The 22969-nt window shown below is 73.3% G+C and carries 15 protein-coding genes; 3 read left to right on the top strand and 12 right to left on the bottom strand.

Annotated elements, in window-relative coordinates:
• Window positions 1-91: 91 nt before the first annotated feature.
• From AB0K17_RS12820 to AB0K17_RS12790, 7 genes are all read right to left on the bottom strand, one after another.
• Window positions 92-523, bottom strand: coding sequence for a ricin-type beta-trefoil lectin domain protein (locus tag AB0K17_RS12820; protein ID WP_365982970.1), 432 nt, complete (start codon window positions 521-523; stop codon window positions 92-94).
• Window positions 524-608: 85 nt separating this feature from the next.
• The gene (thrS, locus tag AB0K17_RS12815; RefSeq protein WP_365982969.1) at window positions 609-1823 is read right to left on the bottom strand and encodes a threonine--tRNA ligase; all 1215 of its coding nucleotides are present in this window, start codon (window positions 1821-1823) and stop codon (window positions 609-611) included.
• 190 nt (window positions 1824-2013) lie between these two features.
• Window positions 2014-2730 (bottom strand): histidine phosphatase family protein, encoded by a 717-nt coding sequence (locus tag AB0K17_RS12810; protein WP_365982968.1) that lies wholly within the window; start codon window positions 2728-2730, stop codon window positions 2014-2016.
• Window positions 2727-3572, bottom strand: coding sequence for a sugar ABC transporter permease (locus AB0K17_RS12805; protein WP_365966563.1), 846 nt, complete (start codon window positions 3570-3572; stop codon window positions 2727-2729). The genes AB0K17_RS12810 and AB0K17_RS12805 overlap by 4 nt, the downstream gene beginning before the upstream one ends.
• A complete protein-coding gene (locus AB0K17_RS12800) occupies window positions 3569-4927 on the bottom strand; it encodes an extracellular solute-binding protein (RefSeq protein ID WP_365982967.1) in 1359 nt (452 codons plus the stop codon). The genes AB0K17_RS12805 and AB0K17_RS12800 overlap by 4 nt, the downstream gene beginning before the upstream one ends.
• 83 nt (window positions 4928-5010) lie before the next feature.
• Complete coding sequence (locus AB0K17_RS12795) at window positions 5011-5691, bottom strand: response regulator (RefSeq protein WP_365982966.1); 681 nt, start codon at window positions 5689-5691, stop codon at window positions 5011-5013.
• Complete coding sequence (locus tag AB0K17_RS12790) at window positions 5688-7355, bottom strand: ATP-binding protein (RefSeq protein WP_365982965.1); 1668 nt, start codon at window positions 7353-7355, stop codon at window positions 5688-5690. Before AB0K17_RS12790 ends, AB0K17_RS12795 begins: the two co-directional genes overlap by 4 nt.
• Window positions 7356-7476: 121 nt before the next feature.
• On the opposite strand from AB0K17_RS12790, the gene AB0K17_RS12785 reads away from it, so the two are divergent.
• Window positions 7477-8802: a cation:dicarboxylase symporter family transporter gene (locus tag AB0K17_RS12785; RefSeq protein ID WP_365982964.1), complete on the top strand. Its 1326-nt coding sequence runs from the start codon at window positions 7477-7479 to the stop codon at window positions 8800-8802.
• A 322-nt stretch (window positions 8803-9124) separates the two neighbouring features.
• Here the strand turns inward: AB0K17_RS12785 and AB0K17_RS12780 are convergent, their stop codons facing one another.
• On the bottom strand, window positions 9125-10804 hold the full coding sequence (locus tag AB0K17_RS12780; protein WP_365966568.1) for an MFS transporter: 1680 nt from the start codon (window positions 10802-10804) through the stop codon (window positions 9125-9127).
• A 92-nt stretch (window positions 10805-10896) separates the two neighbouring features.
• Between AB0K17_RS12780 and AB0K17_RS12775 the strand changes: the two genes are divergently transcribed.
• Window positions 10897-11502, top strand: a complete 606-nt coding sequence (locus AB0K17_RS12775; RefSeq protein WP_365982963.1) for a TetR/AcrR family transcriptional regulator — start codon at window positions 10897-10899, stop codon at window positions 11500-11502.
• Window positions 11503-11848: 346 nt separating this feature from the next.
• Here AB0K17_RS12775 and glgB read toward each other — a convergent pair whose 3' ends face one another.
• The 4 genes from glgB to AB0K17_RS12755 all read right to left on the bottom strand — a co-directional run bounded on the left by glgB (window position 11849) and on the right by AB0K17_RS12755 (window position 19751).
• Window positions 11849-14170 (bottom strand): 1,4-alpha-glucan branching enzyme, encoded by a 2322-nt coding sequence (gene glgB, locus AB0K17_RS12770; RefSeq protein WP_365982962.1) that lies wholly within the window; start codon window positions 14168-14170, stop codon window positions 11849-11851.
• 53 nt (window positions 14171-14223) lie between these two features.
• Window positions 14224-15795, bottom strand: a complete 1572-nt coding sequence (locus AB0K17_RS12765; RefSeq protein ID WP_365982961.1) for a phosphotransferase — start codon at window positions 15793-15795, stop codon at window positions 14224-14226.
• A 249-nt stretch (window positions 15796-16044) separates the two neighbouring features.
• Entirely contained in the window at window positions 16045-17760 is a 1716-nt protein-coding gene (treS, locus tag AB0K17_RS12760; RefSeq protein WP_365966575.1) for a maltose alpha-D-glucosyltransferase, read from the bottom strand.
• Window positions 17757-19751, bottom strand: coding sequence for an alpha-1,4-glucan--maltose-1-phosphate maltosyltransferase (locus tag AB0K17_RS12755; RefSeq protein WP_365982960.1), 1995 nt, complete (start codon window positions 19749-19751; stop codon window positions 17757-17759). Before AB0K17_RS12755 ends, treS begins: the two co-directional genes overlap by 4 nt.
• Window positions 19752-20170: 419 nt before the next feature.
• Here AB0K17_RS12755 and AB0K17_RS12750 point away from each other — a divergent pair, with 419 nt between their 5' ends.
• Window positions 20171-22798: a glycosyltransferase family 1 protein gene (locus AB0K17_RS12750; RefSeq protein ID WP_365982959.1), complete on the top strand. Its 2628-nt coding sequence runs from the start codon at window positions 20171-20173 to the stop codon at window positions 22796-22798.
• Window positions 22799-22969: the final 171 nt, after the last annotated feature.

Raw genomic sequence — 22969 nt, 5'->3', positions numbered from 1 at the left:
GGCTGCACTGGTACAACTACCACCGACCCCACACCGGCATCGGCGGCCACACACCCGCCAGCCGCGGAACCAACCTCGCCGAACAACACACCTAGACCGTGCACCGGGCCAGGACCACCGGGCGGCCCGCGCCGGTGGCCGTCAGGCAGCGGTCGGCGTCCGCCTGGCGGATGGTCGCACCCTGGACGCCGAAGCTCTGCCCGGCCGAGCCGTCGCAGCGGCGCAGCGTCGCCGGGGCGCCGGCGGCGGCCGCGGTCAGGCACAGGCCGGCGGTGCGCTGGTAGATCTCGCCGCCCTCGGCGACGAACTGCTGGCCGGGCGCATTGCGGCACCCTTCCGTGTTCACCGGGCTGCCGGCGCCGCCCGTGCCGGTCAGGCACATGCCCGTGCTGCGGTGGACGACGACGGAGCGGGGGTTGTTCACCACCCAGTCCTGCGCGGGCGACTGGGCGGAGGCCGGGCCCGTGGCCCCGGCAAGGGCGAGGACGAGGGCGGTGGCGGCGAAGCAGGTACGGGGACGCATGCGGGCGACCTTTCCGCACCGTCCGCCCCGCACACACCCCCTCACCCGTTCGGATCAGTGCTTGTTCCCCCGCCACGGCCACACGTCACGGCCACAGTTCGGCGCCCTGCGCGTCGACCACGGCGCCGACGCGGGCGATCAGTTCGGCCGCCGGCAGCGCGGCCGGGCGCCGGCCGTCCCGCAGACGTACGGACACCTGGTCGCCGGCCGCCTCCGCGGGGCCGATCACGGCCTGGTAGGGCACGAGCCGGGCCGCGCGGATCCGGGCGCCGAGGGTGCCCTGGACGGGCGCGGCCACCTCGGCCCGCAGGCCCGCCTCCACGCAGCGCCGTACCAGGGCCTCGGCCTGCGGCAGTTCGGCGTCCGAGACCGGCAGCACCGCCACCTGGACGGGGGCCAGCCACGCGGGGAACGCACCGCCGTGCACCTCGATCAGGTGGGCGACCGCCCGCTCCACGCTGCCGATGACCGCGCGGTGCACCATGACCGGCCGGTGCTTCGCGCCGTCGGCGCCGATGTAGTTCAGGTCGAAGCGCGCGGGCTGGTGGAAGTCGACCTGGACGGTCGACAGGGTGGCCTCGCGGCCCGCGCCGTCGGCGATCTGCACGTCGATCTTGGGCCCGTAGAACGCGGCCTCGCCCTCCTGCGCCTCGTACGGGATGCCCTCGGCCTCGAGCACCTCGACGAGCAGCGCGCCGGCCCGCTGCCACATGGCCGGGTCGGTGACGTACTTGCCGCCCGCCCCGGGCAGCGACAGGCGGTAGCGGGCCGCCTCGATGCCCATCGCCTCGTACGCGCGCCGGATCAGGGCGAGCGCGCCCCGCGCCTCCTCGGCGACCTGCTCCAGGGAGCAGAAGATGTGCGCGTCGTTGAGCTGGATGGACCGTACGCGGGTGAGGCCGCCGAGCACGCCGGACAGCTCGGCGCGGTACATGCCGCCCAGCTCGGCGAGCCGCAGCGGCAGTTCGCGGTAGCTGCGGGCGCGGGAGCGGTAGATCAGCGCGTGGTGCGGGCACAGGCTGGGGCGCAGGACGACCTGCTCCCCGCCGAGGTCCATGGGCGGGAACATGTCCTCGCTGTAGTGCTCCCAGTGCCCGGAGATCTCGTACAGCTCCCGTTTGCCGAGGACGGGGGAGTGGACGTGCCGGTAGCCGGCGCGGCGTTCGCTCTCACGGACGTAGCTCTCCAGCGCGTGCCGCACGGCGGCCCCGTCGGGCAGCCAGTACGGCAGGCCTGCGCCCATGAGCGGATCGGTGTCGAACAGGTCGAGTTCGCGGCCGAGCCTGCGGTGGTCGTGCATCGTGGTCTCCTCGGGTGAGGGGGCGAGTGACCACACGGCGAAGCCCCGGGGCACTCGCCCCGGGGCTTTCGACAAGAACAGCTGTCAGCGCGCCGGGACACTCTCCGGCGTCGTCGTGGAAGCCATGAACATGGCGGCGCGCTTCATGGCCGTGACCCTAACAGCCGATCACTGCCGGCGCATCTGTGATTCACGCAACGGGCAGCCCGTCCAGGTGGTTTGTCGCGCCGAAGGTCACCAGCCGCAGCCGCCGGCCGTCGCCCTCCCATGACGACACCGAGGCGTTGCCCACCCGCTGCAGATCGGCCGGTGAGCCGATACCGGCCAGGACGTGACGCGCCGTCACCGCGATGCCGTCGTGGCCCACCACGAGCACATGGGCGCCGGGGACGGCGGCGCCCAGCTCGGCGAGCAGGTCCCGTACGCGCAGCGCCACGTCGGCGAGGGACTCGCCGCCGGGCGGGCGGTAGCACCACTCGCCGGTGCGGGCGCGCCGCCGCGCCTCCTCGGGCGCCTCCGCCCGTACGTCCGCCGGGGTCAGCAGCTCCAGGACGCCCGTCTCGCGGTCGCGGACGCGCTCGTCGACCAGGACCGGCGGCAGGCCGCGGCCCAGGCGCGCCACCTCCGCGGCCATGATCTGCCAGGTCTCCTGTGCCCGTCGGTAGGGCGAGCACAGGACGAGGTCCGGTCCGGGCACCCGGCCCGCGAGCAGGGTGCCGCAGCGCTCGGCCTGCAGGGCGCCGAGCGGCGACAGGGGCACCGCGGCGTCGCCGGCCTCGCGCAGCGCGCGCGGCGCCCGGCCGTCCTCGCCGGCGGCCGCGAAGACGGCGTTGGCGGTGCTCTGGCCGTGGCGGATCACGGTGAGCTCGCCGAGCCGGCAGCGCGGAACCAGGGGGGTGTCCCTCACACGTCCTCCCGCAGCAGACGCACGTACACGGCCGAGAACAGGGCGCCGACCAGGAGCAGCAGGAGGGCCACTGCCGTGCCGTAGCCGATCAGTGACTTCAAGAACGCCTGGTCGTACATGAAGACCGGCAGGGTCTGGCTGCGGTTGCCCGGGCCGCCGCGGGTCATGGCCCAGATCAGGCCGAAGACCGAGAGGGTCTGCAGGGTGTTGAGCATGAGGTTGGTGCCGATGGAGCGGCGCAGCATCGGCAGGGTGATGTGCCACAAGCGGCGCAGGCCGCCGGCGCCGTCGACCTCGGCCGCCTCGGTGACCTCCGTGGGGATCCCGGCGAGCGCGGCGGAGTAGACCAGCATGGAGAAGGCCGTGCCGCGCCAGACGTTGGCGAAGGAGACCGCCAGGATCGGCAGGGTGAACAGCCAGTTCTGCTCGGGCAGATGGAGCTGGGCCAGGATGGCGTTGAGCGTGCCCCGGCGGGCGAAGAACGTGTACAGCAGGAAGCCCGCGACGATCTCCGGCACCACCCACGCCGCGACGACGACGGTGCCCGTGGCCGTCCGTACGGGCTTCGAGGCGCGGCGCATCAGGGCGGCGAGGGCGAAGCCCAGGCCGTTCTGGCCGACGACCGACGACAGCAGCGTGAAGACGAGGGTGAGCAGCACCGCGTTGCGGAAGTCCGCGTCGCCGAAGGCGCGCCGGAAGTTGGCGAGGCCGGTGAAGGAGGCGGTGGCCTGGCCGGTGAGCTGGGTGTCGGTGAAGGCGAGGTAGACGCAGTAGCCGACGGGGCCGGCGAGGAAGAGCAGCAGGAGAGTGGTGGCCGGGGCCAGGGGCAGCCAGCGCCTCATCGCGTGATCACGCCCGCCGCACCGACGATCTCCTTCAGGCGGGCGTCGTAGCGCCGCGCGGCGGTCGCCGCGTCCGCGTCGCCGGTGGTGACCGCCTCCATGGCCTCCTGGATCGCGGCCGAGACCTGCGGGTAGACGGGCAGCGCCGGCCGGTGGTGGGTGTCGCGCACCAGCTCGGTGAAGAAGTCGGTGCCGGGCAGGGCGGTGCGGTAGGCGGGGGAGGCCGCCACGTCGTCGCGTACGGCGATCTGGGCGTCCCGTACCGTCCACGCGGTGGCGTTGGCGGCGGTCTGCAGGGTCTCGATCACCTGCCAGGCGAGGTCGGCCTTCGCCGACTTGGCGCCGATCGCCCAGGTCCAGCCGCCGGACATGCTCACCCGGCCGGGGGCCGCCCCGTCCCGGGTGGGGAAGGCGGCCCGGCCCATGACCTGCGGCCACTGCGGCCAGGGCGCGGCGCCCTGCGGCTGCCAGGTCTTGCCGAGCCAGGAGCCGTCCAGGGCGATGGCGAGCCGCCCGTGGGGCAGCCAGTCGCCGGCGACCACGGTGGAGACGTTGGGGTCGAGGGCGTCGGAGGGGGCGGGACCGAGCTTCTCGGCGAAGACGGTGCGCACGAAGTCCAGGGAGTCCCGGAAGCCCTTGCTGCCGGCGACCCACTTCTTCGCCTTCGGGTCGTACAGCGGGTCGGGGCCGGTGCCGTAGAGCAGCATCTCGAAGCCCTGCATGGTGGCGGCCTCGCCGGCGGCCTTGCCGGTGTAGATGTTCAGCGGGACGACGCCGGGCACCTTCGCCTTGACGGTGCGGGCGGCGTCGAGGACGTCCTTCCAGGTGTGCGGCGCCCAGTCGGCGGGCAGCCCGGCCTTCGCGAAGAGCGTCTTGTTGAACCACAGCCCGCGGGTGTCGGTGCCGTCCGGGACCCCGTACGTCCTGCCGTCCTCGGCGCGGGCGGAGTCCTTGGCGGCCGGCAGGAACCGGGCCCAGGACGGCCAGGCGGCGAGCTTGTCGTCCAGCGGTCTCAAGTAGCCGCTCGTGGCGTCGGAGTCGATGCGGAAGGTGTCCTCGCGCACCACGTCCGGGGCGGTCCTGGCGGAGCGCATCATCTGCTGGACCTTGGCCGCGTAGTCGTTCTCCGACGCCTGGATCGGCAGCAGCTGCAGCTTCCTGCCCGGATGCTCCTTCTCGAACTGCTTCTTGACCGCGGCGAGGAAGTCGTCCATGTGCCGGACCTTGTTGTCCGTGCTGCGCTGGTAGGCGACCTTGACGGTGTCCGGGTCGCCCGCCGCACCCCCGCTCCCGCACGACGTGAGGGCGGCGAGGGCACCGAGGGCGACGAGGAGCACGGGGGCGGTGGTACGCACGGCACGACCTCCTGCACGTACGGGGCCCCGGGACGTACGGGGCGTCGAGTCGTACGTTCCCCTTGCGGCCGCGCGGCACGCGCTCAGCGCCCGGGCAGCCGGCGGTAGCGCAGCTCGGGGCGGCCTATCTGGCCGTACTGCGGGGCACGCAGGGCACAGCCGGTGCTCACGAGGTGTTCGAGGTAACGGCGGGCGGTGATACGGGAGATGCCCAGCGAGGCGGCAGCGCCCGTCGCGGTCACTCCCTCCTCGCCGGCGTCGCGCAGCGTGGCGATGACCGACTGCAGGGTGTCCCCGGCCAGCCCCTTGGGCAGGGCCGCCGGCTGCGGGGCGCGCAGCGCCGCCAGCGCCCGGTCGACCTCGTCCTGGCTGCTGGCCTCGCCCGCCGCCGCCCGGAACTCCGCATAGCGCACGAGGCGGTCGCGCAGCGTTGCGAAGGTGAAGGGCTTGAGCACGTACTGCACGACGCCCAGCGAGACGCCCTCGCGCACGACCGCCAGGTCGCGGGCGGAGGTCACGGCGATCACGTCCGCGCCGTGGCCGGCGGCGCGCAGCGAGCGCAGCAGGTGCAGGCCGTGCCCGTCCGGCAGGAAGAGGTCGAGCAGCAGCAGGTCGACCGCCGACCGCTTGAGGAACTGCGCGGCGTCCGCCCGCGTATGGGCCACCCCCGCGACCGTGAACCCGCCCACCCGCCCCACGTACAGCGCGTGCGCGGCGGCGGCCACCGGATCGTCCTCGACGACGAGGACCCGGATCGTGCTCATGCCCCCACCTCCTCGCGCGCGGCGGCGCCCGCCGCGGACCGCAGCGGCAGGCGGACGGTGAACTCCGCACCGCCCCACGGGGAGCTGCCGACGTCGACCGTCCCGCCGTGGCGCCGGGCGGCCTGCCGCACCAGCGCCAGACCGAGCCCGCGCCCGTACGGTCCCGGTGTCGCCCCGGGTGGCGGCTCCTTCGTCGACCAGCCGCGGCGGAAGACCTCCGCCACCGCCTCGGGGGCGATGCCGGGGCCGTTGTCGCCGACGCGCAGCAGCAGTTCGCCGGCGTCGGCGTCCGTGCGCACCGTCACGGTGACGCGCCCGGCACGGTGGGCGCCGGTCCCGGTGGCGGCCTCGACGGCGTTGTCGACGAGGTTGCCGAGGACGGTGACCAGGTCGCGGGCGGGCAGGCCGGGTGGGAGCAGGCCGTCGTCGACGCGGGTGTCGTCGGTCAGCTCCAGCACGACGCCGTGCTCGTTGGCCCAGGCGGCCTTGCCGAGGAGCAGCGCGGCCAGGACGGGCTCGGCGACGGCCGCCACGACCCGGTCGGTGAGGGCCTGGGCGAGTTCGAGCTCGGCGGTGGCGAACTCCACCGCCTCGGCGGCGCGCCCGAGTTCGATCAGCGAGACCACCGCGTGCAGCCGGTTGGCGGCCTCGTGCGCCTGCGAGCGCAGGGCCTCGGCGAAGCCGCGCACCGAGTCCAGTTCCCCGGAGAGCGCCAGGAGTTCGGTGTGGTCCCTGAGGGTGACGACCGTGCCGCGGTGCTCGCCGCTGGAGACCGGCGAGGTGTTGACGACCACGATCCGCTCGGCGGTCAGGTGCACCTCGTCCACGCGCGGGCCGGGGGCCAGCAGGGCCTCGGTGAGGCCGTCCGGCAGCCCGAGCGCGGTCACATGGCGCCCGACCGCGCCGGCCGGCAGGCCGAGCAGCTCCCGGCCGGCGTCGTTGGCGAGCGCCAGCCGGCGCTGCCCGTCCAGCAGCAACAGCCCCTCGCGCACCGCGTGCAGCGCGGCCTCGTGGTAGTCGTGCATCCGGCCCAGCTCGGCGGCGTTCATCCCGTGGGTGTGCCGGCGCAACCGCGCTCCCAGTGCGTACGTGCCCGCGCCGCCCACCGCCAGCACCGCCAGCGCCACCGCGAGCAGCACGCCCACCTGGCGGCGCACCTGCGCGCTGATGGCGTCCACGGTGATGCCGGCGCTGACCAGCGCCACCACCCGCCCGCTGCCCGCGTCCCGCACCGGCGCCACGGCCCGTACGGACGGGCCGAGCGTGCCGGTGTACGTCTCGGAGAAGGTGCGGCCCTCCAGCGCCGCCGCGGTGTGGCCGAGGAAGCGCTCGCCGATGCGGGCCGGGTCCGGGTGCGTCCAGCGGACACCCCCCGGCGACATGATCGTCACGAAGTCCACGCCGGTGTCGCGCCGGACCCGCTCGGCGTACGCCTGCAGCGCACCGGAAGGGTCCGGCGCCAGGGCCGCGGCCGCCACGGCCGGGGACGCGGCGACGGCCGTGGCCGTCGCCGTCACCTGGCGCCGGGCCGTCTCCTTCGCCTCGGCGCGGTCCGAGAGGTACGCGAGCGCCGCACAGCCGGCCACCACGGCGGTGACCAGCACGATCTGCACGGCGAAGAGCCGGCCGGCCAGGCTGCGGGGGAGGCGTATGCGGGGGGTCATGGCCGACAGTGTGCCGGGTGGCCTGTTTGTGAACGTAATGCACGCAACGGTGACCGCCGTCACAACGGCCGTGCATAGTCTCCGCGACCCCCCACCGCATCCGGACCGGACGGAGACCGAAGTGACAGCGCAGTCACCCCCGGCGACAGCGGCCGGCACCCGCCGGCCGGACCGCACGCACTACCTGTACCTCGCCGTGATCGCCGCCGTGCTCGCCGGCATCGCCGTCGGCCTGCTGGCGCCGGGCGTCGCGGTCGAGCTCAAGCCGCTCGGCACCGGCTTCGTGAACCTGATCAAGATGATGATCTCGCCGGTCATCTTCTGCACGATCGTGCTCGGCATCGGTTCCGTACGCCGGGCGACCAAGGTCGGCGCGGTCGGCGGACTGGCCCTCGGCTACTTCGTCCTGATGTCCACCGTCGCCCTGGCCATCGGACTCCTCGTCGGCAACATCCTCGAACCCGGCAGCGGACTCCATCTGACCGACAGCCTCCGCCACGCCGGCGAGGCCCAGGCCAAGGGTGCCCACACCTCGACCACCGACTTCCTGCTCGGTGTCATCCCCACCACGCTCGTCTCCGCCCTGACCGGCGGCCAGGTGCTGCAGACCCTGCTCGTCGCCCTGCTCGTCGGCTTCGCCCTGCAGGCCCTGGGCGAGAGCGGGCAGCCGGTGCTGCGCGGCATCGGACACCTGCAACGGCTGGTGTTCAAGGTGCTGGCGATGATCATGTGGGTGGCGCCGGTCGGTGCGTTCGGTGCGATGGCCGCAGTGGTCGGCGCCACGGGCGTCGACGCGCTCAAGTCCCTCGCCGTGATCATGATCGGCTTCTACACCACCTGCCTGCTGTTCGTCGTGGTCGTCCTCGGGACCCTGCTGCGGGTGGTGGCCGGCGTGAACATCTTCGCGCTGCTGAAGTACCTGGGCCGGGAGTTCCTGCTGATCCTCTCGACGTCCTCGTCCGAATCCGCACTGCCCCGGCTCATCGCCAAGATGGAACACCTGGGAGTCAGCAAGCCCGTCGTCGGCATCACGGTGCCCACGGGCTACTCCTTCAACCTCGACGGCACCGCCATCTACCTGACGATGTCCTCGCTCTTCATCGCCGAGGCGATGGGACAGCCGCTGTCGATCGGCCAGCAGGTCTCGCTCCTGCTGTTCATGATCGTGGCCTCCAAGGGCGCGGCAGGCGTCACCGGCGCAGGCCTCGCCACCCTCGCCGGCGGCCTGCAGTCCCACCGCCCCGAGCTCGTGGACGGCGTCGGCCTCATCGTCGGCATCGACCGCTTCATGAGCGAGGCCCGCGCCCTGACGAACTTCGCCGGCAACGCGGTGGCCACGGTGCTCGTGGGCACGTGGGTGAAGGAGATCGACGCGGGACGCGTGGACGACGTGCTGTCCGGCCGACTGCCGTTCGACGAGGCGACGCTGGGGGCGGACGCGCACTGAGGCGCACCGAGACCACCCCCACGGCGAGGGCCGACGCCCCCACGGCGGCCCTTCGGGACCCGGTAAGGCACCGCCGGGCCCCCGCCGTGGGGGTTTCTGTTGTGCGGGTGCCCGGCGCCCCGCAGGGGCGCCGGGCGGTGTCGATGTGCGGCGGCCGCCGCGTGGGCGCGATCGGCCACCGACGGCCCGCAGTCGACACACCACCCCGAGGCCCGGGCGCAGCACAGCACGGCCCGCGCCGGCCAGGCGCCGGGCATGCGACGCGCCCCCTGACGGTCGGGGCATTGTCAGGGGGCGCGCCGGGTTCGGGGATGCGTACGGGTCAGGAGCGGGCGGCCGGCTCCGGCTCGCGCTCGGACACCGCGGCCTCGCCGGTGGCGGCGGCCGCCGCCGCGGCCTTGCGGCCCGGCAGCAGGAGCGCCACCACGACCGTGCCGACGCCCAGGATCACCGCGCCGACGACGCTGGTGTGCGCCACCGCGTCCGCGAACGCCTTGTGCACGGCCTCCACGACGGTGTGCGCCTGCTGGGCGCCCAGCGCCGCGGCCTTCTCCGGGCCGAGCTTCGGCGCGGCCTGCGCCGCGACCTGCTTGCCGACCTCCTTGGCCACGTACAGGCCCGCGCCCACCGAGTCCTGCGCGGCCGACAGCGCCTTCTCCGGCAGCTTCGGACCACCCGCGGCCGCGGCCTTCGCGGCGGCGTCACCGAGGTTGGAGGAGTAGGTCTTGGCCAGCACCGTGCCCAGGATCGCGATGCCCAGCGAACCGCCCATCTCGATGGACGTGCTGTTGACCGCGCCGCCCACGCCCAGCTGGTCCTCCGGGAAGGAGCCCATGATGGCGTTGGTGCAGGGGGACAGGGACAGGCCGATCGCCAGACCCAGGATGATCAGCGGCAGCACGAAGTCGTTGTACGTCGAGTGCTCGTCGACCCGGGCCAGCAGGGCGATGGCGACCGTACCGACGGTCATGCCGCAGGCGACCGTGACCTTCATGCCCACCTTCGGCGTCAGCAGCGCCGTCAGCGCACCGCCGACGAACACCGCGCCCGCCAGCGGCAGCATGCGCACACCGGTGTCCAGCGGCGAGTAGCCGAGGACGAACTGCAGGTGCTGCGTCAGGTAGTAGAAGGCGCCGAAGACGGCGAGGAAGAACAGCGCCACGGCCGACGTCGACCCGGCGAAGGCCCGCTGGGTGAAGCGGCGCACGTCCAGCACGGGGCTCGGGTGACGCAGCTCCCACAGCACGAAGCAGACGAAGCCCACGCCCGCCACGACCGCGGCGGTGATCGCCTTGGCGCCCCAGCCGAAGTGCGGACCCTCGATGATCATGTAGATGAGCGAGCCCACCCACAGCACGGACAGCAGACCACCGACGTAGTCGATCTTCTTCACGCCGGCCGCCCGGGACGGCGGCACCAGCAGCAGCGCGCCGACGATGCCGAGGGCGGCGATCGGCACGTTGATCAGGAACGTCGAGGCCCAGCCGTGGTCCTCCAGCAGCGCACCGGCCACCAGCGGACCCACCGCGATCGCCAGACCCGCGGTCGCCGTCCAGATGGTGATCGCCTTCGCCCGCTCCGCGCGCGGGAACGTCGCCGCCAGCAGCGACAGCGTGGCCGGCATGATCATCGCCGCGCCGATGCCCATCGCGGCACGCGCCGCGATGACGCCGTTGCCGCTGTCCACCAGCGAACCGGCCACGGAGGCCGCGCCGAAGACCAGCAGACCCAGGACGAGCGCGCCACGGCGGCTGTACTTGTCGCCCACCGCGCCGAGGATCAGCATCAGGGCCGCGTACGGCACGGTGTAGCCGTCGATGACCCACTGCAGGTCGGAACTGCCCAGACCCAGGTCCTGGACCATGTCCGGCGCCGCGACCGTCAGCGACGTGTTCGCCATGACGATGATCAGCAGGCTGATGCACAGGACACCGAGCGCCGCCCAGCGCCGCTTGTACGGACCGTCCATCTCGTCGACCGGAGTCGACAACCCGAGGCCCATCGGCCACCCCTTTCGGAACTTGCACACGGCTGTGCAATTACACACTGGTGTGCAAATTACGGGACTGCACGGCAGTGTGCAAAATGAGGGGCATGAAGACCAGGCCCGGCAGGGCGGACGCCAATCGCCGACGCATCATGGACGTCGCACTCGCCGAGCTCCTGCGCGACGCGGACGCGAGCATGGACCAGATCGCACGCGCGGCGGGCGTCGTGCGGCGCACCGTCTACGGGCACTTCCCCAGCCGCGACGCGCTCATCGGCGCCCTCGTCGACGACGCGGCCGAAAACGTCGCCGCCGCCCAGGCCGACGCGCTGCGGGCCGCCGCGGACCCGGCCGAAGCACTCGCCCGCTCCATGCTGGCGGCATGGGAGATCGCCGACGGCTACCGGCTGCTCATCTCGCTGGCCCAGCGCAGCGTCACCGTCGAAGGCATCCACCGGCGGCTGGAACCGGTGCGGCGCGAATGCGCGGCGATGCTGCAGCGGGGGCTGGACGAGGGGCTCTTCACCTCACCGCTGCCGGCGGTGGCGCTGGCGTACGTGCGGGAGCAGGTGCTCTTCGGGCTGATGCAGGCCGTGAACGACGGCGTCCTCGCCCCGGCGGAGGCGGGACGCAGCGCCGCCGTCACGGCCCTGACGGCGGCGGGGGTCCACGCGACGGACGCCACCGCCCTGGTGGCACGGCTCGCGCCGTAGCGCGTGCGCCTGCGGCGGGCTGTGCAGCCCGGCCGGCGTTTGAGGCCACCGGGCGGAGCCCGGTCCCGATGGGCCAGGCCGTGTCCGGCGGATTGTCGTCCCGCGCCACCACGGCGCCCCATAGGGGCGCGGGGAACTGCGCGATCAGCCGGCGACGGCCCGCAGCTGACACACCACCCCGGGGGCCGACTGCAGGCACGTCGTGGCTTGTCGCGCCCACGCGGCGGCAGCCGCACATCGACAAGGGGCCCCGCGCCCCTTGCGGGGCGCCGCGGTGGCGCGTGGCGACAATCCGCCGCACACCCCCAGCCCTGCGGGCTGGGGATCGGCCCGCCGCAGGCGGTTGTTACGTCGGCCGCAGCCACACCGTCGCCAGCGGCGGCAGCGTCAGCGGCAGGCTCGCCGGTCGCCCGTGCGCGGGGACGCGCTCCGGCTTGAGCGGGTCCGCGTTCGTCACGCCACTGCCCCCGTACCGCACCGCATCCGTGTTGAGGCACTCCTCCCACACCCCGTGCTCCACCGGCACCCCCACCCGGTACGCGTGCCGTACGACCGGCGAGAAGTTGCAGACAGCCAGCAGCGGGGCGCCGTCCGTCGCGAAACGCAGGAACGCCAGGACGTTGTCCTCGGCCGCGTCGCCCGCCACCCATTGGAAGCCGTCGGGCACGGTGTCCTGTTCCCACAGGGCCGGCATCGCGCGGTAGCCCGCGTTGAGGTCGCGGACGAGGTCGCGTACGCCGCGGTGGTCGGGTTCGGCGGAGTAGGAGGGGTCGAGGAGCCACCAGTCGGGGCCGTGGGCCTCGGACCATTCGGCGCCCTGGGCGAATTCCTGGCCCATGAAGAGCAGCTGTTTGCCGGGGTGGGCCCACATGAAGGCGAGGTAGGCGCGGTGGTTGGCGCGCTGCTGCCACCAGTCGCCGGGCATCTTGGAGACGAGGGAGCGTTTGCCGTGCACGACCTCGTCGTGGGAGATGGGCAGCACGTAGTTCTCGCTGTAGGCGTAGACCATGGCGAAGGTCATGTCGCTGTGGTGGTACTTGCGGTGCACCGGCTCCTTGGTCATGTACTCCAGCGAGTCGTGCATCCAGCCCATGTTCCATTTCAGGCCGAAGCCGAGGCCGCCGAAGCCGCCGGGGCCGGTGTGGTGGGTGGCGCGGGTGACGCCGTCCCAGGCGGTGGATTCCTCGGCGACGGTGACGATGCCGGGGCAGCGGCGGTAGACGGTGGCGTTCATCTCCTGCAGGAAGGCCACGGCGTCGAGGTTCTCGCGGCCGCCGTGCTCGTTGGGCGTCCACTGGCCGGCCTCGCGCGAGTAGTCGAGGTAGAGCATGGAGGCGACGGCGTCCACGCGCAGGCCGTCGATGTGGAACTCCTCGCACCAGTAGACCGCGTTGGCGACGAGGAAGTTGCGCACCTCCTTGCGCCCGTAGTCGAACTCGAGCGTGCCCCAGTCGGGGTGCGCGGCCCGCAGCGGGTCCTGGTGCTCGTACAGGGGGCGGCCGTCGAATTCGGCCAGTGCCCAGTCGTCGCGCGGGAAGTGTGCCGGCACCCAGTCCATGAGCACCCCGATGCCGGCCCGGTGCAGGGCGTCCACGAGGTGCTTGAAGTCGTCGGGGGTGCCGAGCCGGGCGGTGGGCGCGTAGAAGCCGGTGACCTGGTAGCCCCACGAGCCGCCGTAGGGGTGCTCGGCGACCGGCATCAGCTCCACGTGGGTGAAGCCGAGGTCCTTGACGTACGCGGGGAGCTGTTCGGCCAGCTGCCGGTAGGTCAGCCCGGGCCGCCAGGACGGCAGGTGCACCTCGTACACCGAGAAGGGTGCCTGGTGCACCGGCCGTCGGCCCCGCCGCTCCATCCAGGCGGCGTCGCCCCACACGTGGTGCGAGGCGTGCACGATCGAGGCGGTGGCCGGCGGCGCCTCGGTGCGGCGGGCCAGCGGGTCGGCGCGCAGGGTGTGCGTGCCGTCGGGCCGTGTGATGTCGAACTTGTACAGCGCCCCCTCGCCGACGCCGGGCAGGAACAGCTCCCACACGCCCGTCCCGCCGAGCGAGCGCATCGGGTGGCCGGTGCCGTCCCAGTAGTTGAAGTCACCGGCCACGCGCACGCCGCGGGCGTTGGGCGCCCACACGGTGAAGCGGGTGCCGGGCACGCCCTGGTGCCGCATCGGCTCGGCGCCCAGCGCCTGCCACAGCTGCTCGTGCCGGCCCTCCGCGATGAGGTGCAGGTCCAGGTCGCCGACGGCGGGCAGGAAGCGGTAGGGGTCGTGCACGTCGAGCTCGTTGTCGTCGTACGTGACGTGCAGCCGGTAGTCCTGCGGGACGGCGATCAGCGGCAGGACGGCCGCGAACAGGCCGTTCCCCTCGTCGAACAGCTCGGCCCGCAGTCCCTTGGTGACCACCGAGACCGAGCGTGCGAAGGGCCGCAGGGCGCGGAAGAGCACGCCGCCGGGCACCGGGTGGGCGCCCAGCACGCCGTGCGGGTCGTGGTGGGCGCCCTGCAGCAGCTTCTCGCGCGTGCCGTCGTCCAGCGGCTCGGGGCGGCGCACGGTGGCCCCGCCGGACGGTCCTCGCCGGGGCTGGGCCGCCCGGCGTTGCGGGGTGGGCAGGAAGGTCGCGGGAACCCCGTCGCGCCGGCCGGGCGGCGGGGTACTGGACGGCGGTCGTGCGGTCACGGGCGGTCCCTCCGGTGTTCCGTGGAGCTCATGCGGTTCGAAACGATCGCGCCTCACGCCGGTGCCGCGCCCGTGACGCGGGGCCCGGCGGCGAGGCGGCGGACGGCGGCCAGCGGCACGGGCAGCCAGTCGGGGCGGTGCCGGGCCTCGTACAGCACCTCGTAGACGGCCTTGTCGATCTCGTGGGCGCGCAGCAGCCCGGCGTCCTCGCCGGGATCGTGGTGGACGGCGGCGTAGCCCTCGCAGAAGGCCGTGCGCGCGCTCGTCGCCCAGTCGCCGCCGTCCGCGCCGCCGACGGCGGCCGCGTAGTCGAAGGAGCGCAGCATGCCCGCGATGTCCCGGGCCACCGGCTGCGGACGACGCCGCTCGGCCAGCGGCCGGGCGGGCTCGCCCTCGAAGTCGATCAGGGACCAGTGGCCGTCGGCCGCCGTGCGCAGCACCTGGCCCAGGTGCAGGTCGCCGTGGATGCGCTGGGCGCACCAGGTGCGCCCGGCCCGGCCGAGGTCGGGCAGCAGCTCGTACGTCTCGCGCAGCGCCGCGTGGTACGGGCGCAGGGCAGGGACGGCCTCCGCGGCGGCGTCCAGGCGCTGGCTCATGGCGGCGGCCAGGTGCTCCAGCTGGGGGCGGCGCAGCACGACCGTGGGCAGCGCCTCGGCCAGGGCCAGGTGCACCTCGCCGACGGCCGCGCCGAGCGCGCGGGCCTCGGCGGCGAAACCGGCGGCGAAACCGGCGGGGCCGGTGAGGGCTGTGCCGGCGAGGGAGTCCAGCGCCAGGCGCCAGCCGTCGGTGGAGCCGGCCAGATAGGGCTGCAGGACCCCGAGCGTCATGGGCTCGGCCGTGCCGTCGGGAGCCGTGCCGCTGAGAGTCGTGCCACCGGAACCAGCGCTACCGGAACCAGCACCACCGGAAGCAGCGCCGTCGACGGCCGCCTCGAACCAGGCCACCGGTGCCGGGACGCGGGCGCAGCCCGCCCGGGCCAGGGCGCGGGGCAGTTCGAGGTCGGGGTTGACGCCGGGGCCGACGCGGCGGAAGAGCTTGAGGATGAAGCGCTCCCCGTAGACGGCGGAGGAGTTGGACTGCTCGGCGCCGATCAGCCGGGGCGCGAGGCTGGTGGGGATGGTGGGGACGGCCGCGTCCGCCTCGCGGGAGAAGGTCAGCGGGCCGAGCCGGCCGGGCACGCGCAGCCGTTCGAGGAGGAGGGCGGCCAGCCGGGGGTCGGCCAGGCCCTCGTAGACGGTCAGCCCGCGCAGCGGGCCGTGCTCGGGGCGGCCGATGCGGGCCGGGGCCAGGTGCGGGGGCAGCGCCTCCTGGACGCCGAGCAGCAGCTGGTAGCAGTCGTCGCCGGGGCCGGCGGGCCGGCCCGGGACGCCCTGGCGGGCCCGGACGAGCAGGTGGAGCAGGCCCGGCGAGGCGGGGCGCTCCGCGCGACCGGGCGGCAGCAGCTCGGTGACGGCGACGGGGGCGAAACCGGTCAGGGGGCGGCCCTTGCCGGCGAACCAGCGCTGCCGCGGCAGCCACTCCTCGAGCAGCGGGGCGAGCGAGGCGATCAGTGAGCGCGCCTCGCCGGCGCCGCTGCTCGCGGGTCGCGCGGGCGTAAGGCGGTGCAGGGGTGATGCGTCCGACATGCGTCGCGTCCTTTCCCCGGGGCACACGACGGATGGGGCAAAGTGTCCCGGATTGCGGGTTTTGCCGGTGTGCGGATGAGGACGTGTCGGGCGAGGATCGTCCGTACGGTCAGCGCCCACGGCCCTCTGGCGGTGCGGTGCGACGTGGTGCGGTGAGCGGCGGTACGAGTAGTACGAGTGCCCACGGGTGGCGGGCGGAAACCGCTGTGCGCGCCGGACCGCCCCGGCCCGTCGCGCACGAGGCGGTGGTCACGCGGTGGCGCCGGGGGGCGTGGTGTGCCGGAGCCGGAACCAGTAGAAGCCGTGACCGGCCAGGGTGAGCAGGTACGGCAGTTCGCCGATGGCGGGGAAGCGCACGCCGCCGATGAGTTCGACCGGGTGCCGGCCGTTGAATGCGCGCAGGTCCAGCTCGGTCGGCTGTGCGAAGCGCGAGAAGTTGTTCACGCACAGGACGAGGTCGTCGCCGTGTTCGCGGAGGAAGGCCAGCACCGCGGGGTTGCTGGACTGCAGTTCGGTGTACGAACCCAGGCCGAAGGCCGGGTTCTGCTTGCGGATCTCGATCATCCGGCGGGTCCACTGCAGCAGCGAGGCGGGGGAGCTCATCGCCGCCTCCACGTTGGTGACCTGGTAGCCGTAGACCGGGTCCATGATGGTCGGCAGGTACAGCCGGCCCGGGTCGCAGGAGGAGAAGCCGGCGTTGCGGTCCGGCGTCCACTGCATGGGCGTGCGCACCGCGTCGCGGTCGCCGAGCCAGATGTTGTCGCCCATGCCGATCTCGTCCCCGTAGTACAGGATCGGCGAGCCCGGCAGCGACAGCAGCAGGGCGGTGAACAGCTCGATCTGGTTGCGGTCGTTGTCCAGCAGGGGGGCCAGCCGCCGCCGGATGCCGATGTTGGCGCGCATGCGGGGGTCCTTGGCGTACTCCGCCCACATGTAGTCGCGCTCTTCGTCGGTGACCATCTCCAGCGTCAGCTCGTCGTGGTTGCGCAGGAAGATGCCCCACTGGCAGCGCGCGGGGATGGCCGGGGTCTTGGCGAGGATCTCCGAGACCGGGTAGCGCGACTCGCGGCGCACGGCCATGAAGATGCGCGGCATGACGGGGAAGTGGAAGGCCATGTGGCACTCGTCCCCGCCGCCCTCGAAGTCGCCGAAGTAGTCGACGACGTCCTCCGGCCACTGGTTGGCCTCGGCCAGCAGCACGGTGTCGGGGTAGTGGGCGTCGATCTCGGCGCGCACCCGCTTGAGGAAGGCGTGCGACTGCGGGAGGTTCTCGCAGTTGGTGCCCTCCTCGGCGAACAGGTACGGCACGGCGTCCAGCCGGAAGCCGTCGATCCCCAGGTCCAGCCAGAACCGCAGGGCGGCCAGGATCTCCTCCTGCACCGCCGGGTTGTCGTAGTTCAGGTCCGGCTGGTGGGAGAAGAAGCGGTGCCAGTAGTACTGCTTGCGCACCGGGTCGAACGTCCAGTTCGAGGTCTCGGTGTCGACGAAGATGATGCGCGCGTCCTGGTACTGCTTGTCGTCGTCGGCCCAGACGTAGTAGTCGCCGTAGGGGCCGTCGGGGTCGGTGCGCGACTGCTGGAACCACTCGTGCTGGTCGCTCGTATGGTTCATGACAAAGTCGATGATGACGCGCATGCCGCGCTGGTGGGCGGCGTCGACGAACTCCACGAAGTCGGCGAGGTCGCCGAACTCCGGCAGCACCGAGGTGTAGTCCGAGACGTCGTAGCCGCCGTCGCGCAGCGGCGACTGGAAGAACGGCGGCAGCCACAGGCAGTCGACGCCCAGCCACTGCAGATAGTCGAGCTTGGCGGTGAGGCCCTTGAGGTCGCCGATGCCGTCGCCGTTGCTGTCCTGGAAGGAGCGCACGAGGACCTCGTAGAACACGGCCCGCTTGAACCAGTCCGGATCCAGGTCCTTGGCGGGCGTGTCCTCGAAGGTGTCGGGGACGGGTTCATTGACGATCATGGTGTGGGTGACCCTCCGATCTGTGAGGACGGTCGCAGCGAGAACACGTGCGCGGGCGCCGGGGAACGGCCCGGCTCGAGGCGCACATAGTTGTCCCTGCCCCAGTGGTAGGTCTCTCCGGTGAGCTCGTCGCGCACCGGCACGGAGTCGTGCCAGTCCAGGCCGAGCTCCGGCATGTCCAACGAGACCGTCGCCTCCTGGGTGTGGTGGGGGTCGAGGTTGACGACCGTGAGCACGCACGAGGAACCGGTGCGTTTGGAATAGGCGATGACGGCGTCGTTGTCCACGCCGTGGAAACGCAGATTCCGCAGCCGGCGCAGGGCCGGGTGCCGTCGCCGCAGCCGGTTCAGCGTCGTGATCAGCGGTGCCAGGCTCTGCCCGGCACGCTCGGCCGACGCCCAGTCGCGCGGCCGCAGTTGGTACTTCTCCGAGTCCAGGTACTCCTCGCTCCCCGGCCGCACCGGGGTGTTCTCGCACAGTTCATAACCGGCGTATACCCCCCAGGACGGCGACAACGTCGCGGCCAGCACGGCCCGCACCTCGAAGGCGGCCCGGCCCCCCTCCTGCAGATAGGCGTGCAGGATGTCGGGGGTGTTGACGAAGAAGTTCGGACGCATCGTCGCGGCCGTCTCCCGCGAGAGCTCCGTGAGGTACTCCGTCAGCTCGTGCTTTCCATTGCGCCAGGTGAAGTACGTGTACGACTGCTGGAAACCGATCGCACCGAGGGTGCGCATCATCGCCGGCCGGGTGAAGGCCTCCGCCAGGAACACCACGTCCGGATCGGTGCGGCCGATGTCGGAGAGCACCTTCTCCCAGAACACCACCGGTTTGGTGTGCGGATTGTCCACCCGGAAGATCCGCACCCCCCGGGCCATCCAGAAACGCAGCACCCGCAGGCTCTCGGCGAGCAGCCCCTCGAAGTCCTCGTCGAAGGCCAGGGGGTAGATGTCCTGGTACTTCTTCGGCGGATTCTCCGCGTACGCGATGCTGCCGTCCGCACGGTGGTGGAACCACTCCGGGTGCTTGCCCACCCACGGGTGGTCCGGCGAGCACTGCAGCGCGAAGTCCAGCGCCACCTCCAGGCGCAGCTCGCGGGCCCGGCGCACGAAGCGGTCGAAGTCCTCCAGGGTGCCCAGGTCGGGATGGACGGCGTCGTGCCCGCCGTCCGCGGAGCCGATCGCCCACGGGCTGCCCACGTCGTAAGGCCCCGCGGTCAACCCGTTGTTGGGGCCCTTGCGGTGCGTGGTGCCGATGGGGTGGATCGGCGGCAGGTACACCACGTCGAAGCCCATCGCCGCGATCTCCGGCAGCCGCCGGGCGGCCGTACGGAACGTACCGCTCTGCGGCGGCCGGTCCGGGCGCACCTGGGCGCCCTCCGAGCGCGGGAAGAACTCGTACCACGACCCGAACAGCGCCCGCTCCCGCTCCACCAGCACCGGCACCGGACGCGAGGCACTGACCAGTTCGCGCAGCGGATACCGGGCGAGAACCCCGGTGACCTGCGGCGCAAGGGCCGCCGCAAGCCGAGCCGCGGCCGGCCGGGCGGCATCCCGCAGCGCGTCGACGGCGCCCAGGACCGTCTGCCGGCCCTCGTTCTTCGGCACGCCCGCCGCCGCCCGCTCCAGCAGCCGGGCACCCTCCTCCAGCACCAGCTCGGTGTCGATGCCGGCCGGGATCTTGATGCGCGCGTGGTCCCGCCAGGTGCCGAGCGGATCCGCCCAGGCCTCCACCGTGTACGTCCAGCGGCCGGCCGCGTCCGGGGTCACCTCGGCCCCCCAGCGGTCCGTGCCCGGGGCCAGCTCGCGCATCGGCGTCCACGGACCGCCGCGGCCCGCCGGTCCGCGCAGCACCACATTGGCGCCCACCGCGTCGTGCCCCTCCCGGAACACCGTCGCGGTCACTTCGAAGGACTCGCCCACCACCGCCTTCACGGGGCGCCTGCCGCAGTCGACGAGCGGGCCGGGATCGAGGACGGGAATGCGACCGATCATGGGATCACCTGGAGGAACTAGGGGACCGTGGACGACTCTGGCGCGTTCGGTACTTTCTACCGGCTGTTCCGGCTGACTCGGCGGTCGCGACGGTGCGGGCACGAGGGCTCCTGTCCGCGTTCACTCGGGCGGCGGGAAGGAAAGGAATATGACGCGATCAGCTGGGTGACGGACGGTCGGCTCGGTATACCGGATGAGCCTTCCACGGGCCCCGGTCGGGCATGCGGCGATGGCGTGAACTACTCGCGCGTAGTTCCGGGTGCGGCCAATCCGCCTGCGGCGCAAACCGGTTGTGCGGCTGTGCGGTCCGGGGCGCAGCCGGGGAAACCGGGGGCACCTCCCAGCGGTGGCCGGGGGCGAATGGGCGGGGTTGGGGAAAGGTCCACCGCCAAAGGCGTGCGCACCGCTACCTTCGACCCGTGAAGGCCATTCGTCGATTCAGCGTGCGTCCCGTCCTTCCCGAGCCCCTCCGACCGCTCAGCGACCTCGCGCGCAACCTGCGCTGGTCCTGGCACCCCGAGACCCGTGAGCTGTTCCAGTCCGTCGATCCCGAGGGCTGGCGGGCCACCGGTGGCGACCCGCTGCGGCTGCTGGGGTCGGTGCCCGCCGAGCGGCTGGCCGCCCTGGCCGAGGACCGCCGCTTCCTGCGCCGCCTCGCCGCCGCCGCGGACGACCTGCAGGACTACCTGACCGGCCGCCGGTGGTACCAGGAGCAGCCGCCGGGGCTGCCGGCCGCCGTCGCCTACTTCTCGCCGGAGTTCGGCATCACGGCCGCCCTGCCGCAGTACAGCGGCGGCCTGGGCATCCTGGCCGGCGACCACCTGAAGTCGGCCAGCGACCTGGGCGTGCCCCTGGTCGGCGTCGGCCTGCTCTACCGGCACGGCTACTTCCGCCAGTCCCTCTCCCGCGAGGGCTGGCAGCAGGAGCACTACCCCCTGCTCGACCCCAACGAGCTGCCGCTGACCATGCTCCGCGAGGCCGACGGCATGCCCGCCCGGGTCACCCTCGCGCTGCCCGGCGGCCGTTCCGTTCACGCGCACATCTGGAAGGCGCAGGTCGGCCGGGTGCCGCTGCTGCTGCTCGACTCGGACACCGAGGAGAACGGGCCCGGCGAGCGGGACGTCACCGACCGGCTCTACGGCGGCGGCAGCGAGCACCGCCTGCTGCAGGAGATGCTGCTGGGCATCGGCGGCGTGCGCGCCGTGCGGGCGTACTGCCGGCTGACCGGGCACGCCGAACCCGAGGTCTTCCACACCAACGAGGGCCACGCCGGCTTCCTGGGCCTCGAACGCATCCGCGAACTGGTCGTGCAGGGGGCCGACTTCGACGCCGCCCTCGAACGCGTGCGCTCCGGTGCCGTCTTCACCACCCACACCCCCGTGCCGGCCGGCATCGACCGCTTCGAGGCCGACCTGGTGGCCCGGCACTTCGGCGAGGACGGCGAGCTGCCGGGCATCGACGCCGAGCGGGTGCTCGCCCTGGGCCGCGAGGACTACCCCGGCGGCGACGCCGCCCTGTTCAACATGGCCGTCATGGGCCTGCGGCTCGCCCAGCGCGCCAACGGCGTCTCCGTCCTGCACGGGCAGGTCAGCAGGGAGATGTTCGCCGGCCTGTGGCCGGGCTTCGACGCCGAGGAGGTGCCGATCACCTCCGTCACCAACGGCGTGCACGCCCCCACCTGGGTGGCGCCCGAGGTCTTCCGCCTCGGCGCCCGGTGCATCGGCGCCGGGCGCGCCGAGGACGCCCTGTCCGTGGGTGGCTCCCAGCGCTGGGACACCGTCGCGGACATCCCCGCCGCCGACATCTGGGAGCTGCGCCGCACCCTGCGCGAGCAGCTGGTGGAGGAGGTACGGGCGCGGCTGCACGCCGCGTGGCGGGAGCGCGGCGCCGGCAGCGCCGAGCTCGGCTGGATCGACGGCGTCCTCGACCCGGACGTGCTGACGATCGGCTTCGCCCGGCGCGTCCCGTCGTACAAGCGCCTGACCCTGATGCTGCGCGACCGCGAACGCCTGACCGAGCTGCTGCTGCACCCCGAGCGCCCGGTGCAGATCGTTGTGGCGGGCAAGGCCCACCCGGCGGACGACAGCGGCAAGCGCCTGGTGCAGGAGCTCGTCCGCTTCGCCGACGACCCCCGGGTGCGCCACCGCGTCGTCTTCCTGCCCGACTACGGCATGGCCATGGCCCAGAAGCTCTACCCCGGCTGCGACGTGTGGCTCAACAACCCGCTGCGGCCGCTGGAGGCGTGCGGCACCTCGGGCATGAAGGCCGCCCTCAACGGCTGCCTGAACCTCTCCGTCCTGGACGGCTGGTGGGACGAGTGGTACGAGCCGGACTTCGGCTGGGCCATCCCCACCGCCGACGGCGCCGCCGTGGACGACACGCGCCGCGACGACCTGGAGGCGGCGGCGCTGTACGACCTGCTGGCCCAGCGGGTGGCGCCGCGCTTCTACGACCGCGGCGCCGACGGGCTGCCCGGCCGCTGGATCGAGATGGTCCGGCACACCCTCGCGGGCCTGGGGCCCAAGGTGCTCGCCGGGCGCATGGTGCGCGACTACGTCGAGCGGCTCTACGCCCCCGCCGCCGAGGCGCACCGGGCGCTGGACGAGGCCTCCTCGCGGGAGCTGGCCGCCTGGAAGGCCCGGGTGCGCGCGGCGTGGCCGACGGTGGCCGTCGACCACGTCGAGGCCGTCTCGGAGGGCCCGCTGGGCGGCACGGCCGAGCTGGGCGCGACCCTCTCGCTGCGGGTGAGCGTCACCCTGGGCGAGCTGGACCCCGCCGACGTGGAGGTGCAGGCGGTCGCGGGCCGGGTGGACGAGGCCGACCGGCTGGCGCACACGGTCACCTTCCCGCTGAAGGCCACCGGCGCCCCCGGCCTGGACGGCCGGCGGCTGTACGAGGGCCCGCTGACGCTGGACCGCACCGGCCCCTTCGGCTACACGGTGCGCATCCTGCCCGCGCACCGCCTCCTGGCCTGCGGCGCGGAGCTGGGCCTGGTCGCGGTGCCCTCCCACGCCATGGGCGAGGCGGCGGGCGTGCTGATGCGGTAGCCCCGCAGGGGCGCGGGGAACTGCGCGACAAGCCACAAACGGCCCGCGGACGGCCGGTGCATCGGCTGCGGGCCGTCGGTGGCCGATCGCGCAGTTCCCCGCGCCCCTTACGGGGCGCCGATTCGCCGGACCGGCGGTGACCTGCGGTCCGTACGAGGGAAGCGGGGACCC

Origin of the sequence: Streptomyces sp. NPDC049585 (genome assembly GCF_040675615.1) — a bacterium.
Taxonomy (GTDB): Bacteria; Actinomycetota; Actinomycetes; order Streptomycetales; family Streptomycetaceae; genus Streptomyces; species Streptomyces luteosporeus.
Note: the sequence above shows the minus strand (reverse complement) of the source record. Positions and strands in the feature narration are given on the sequence as shown.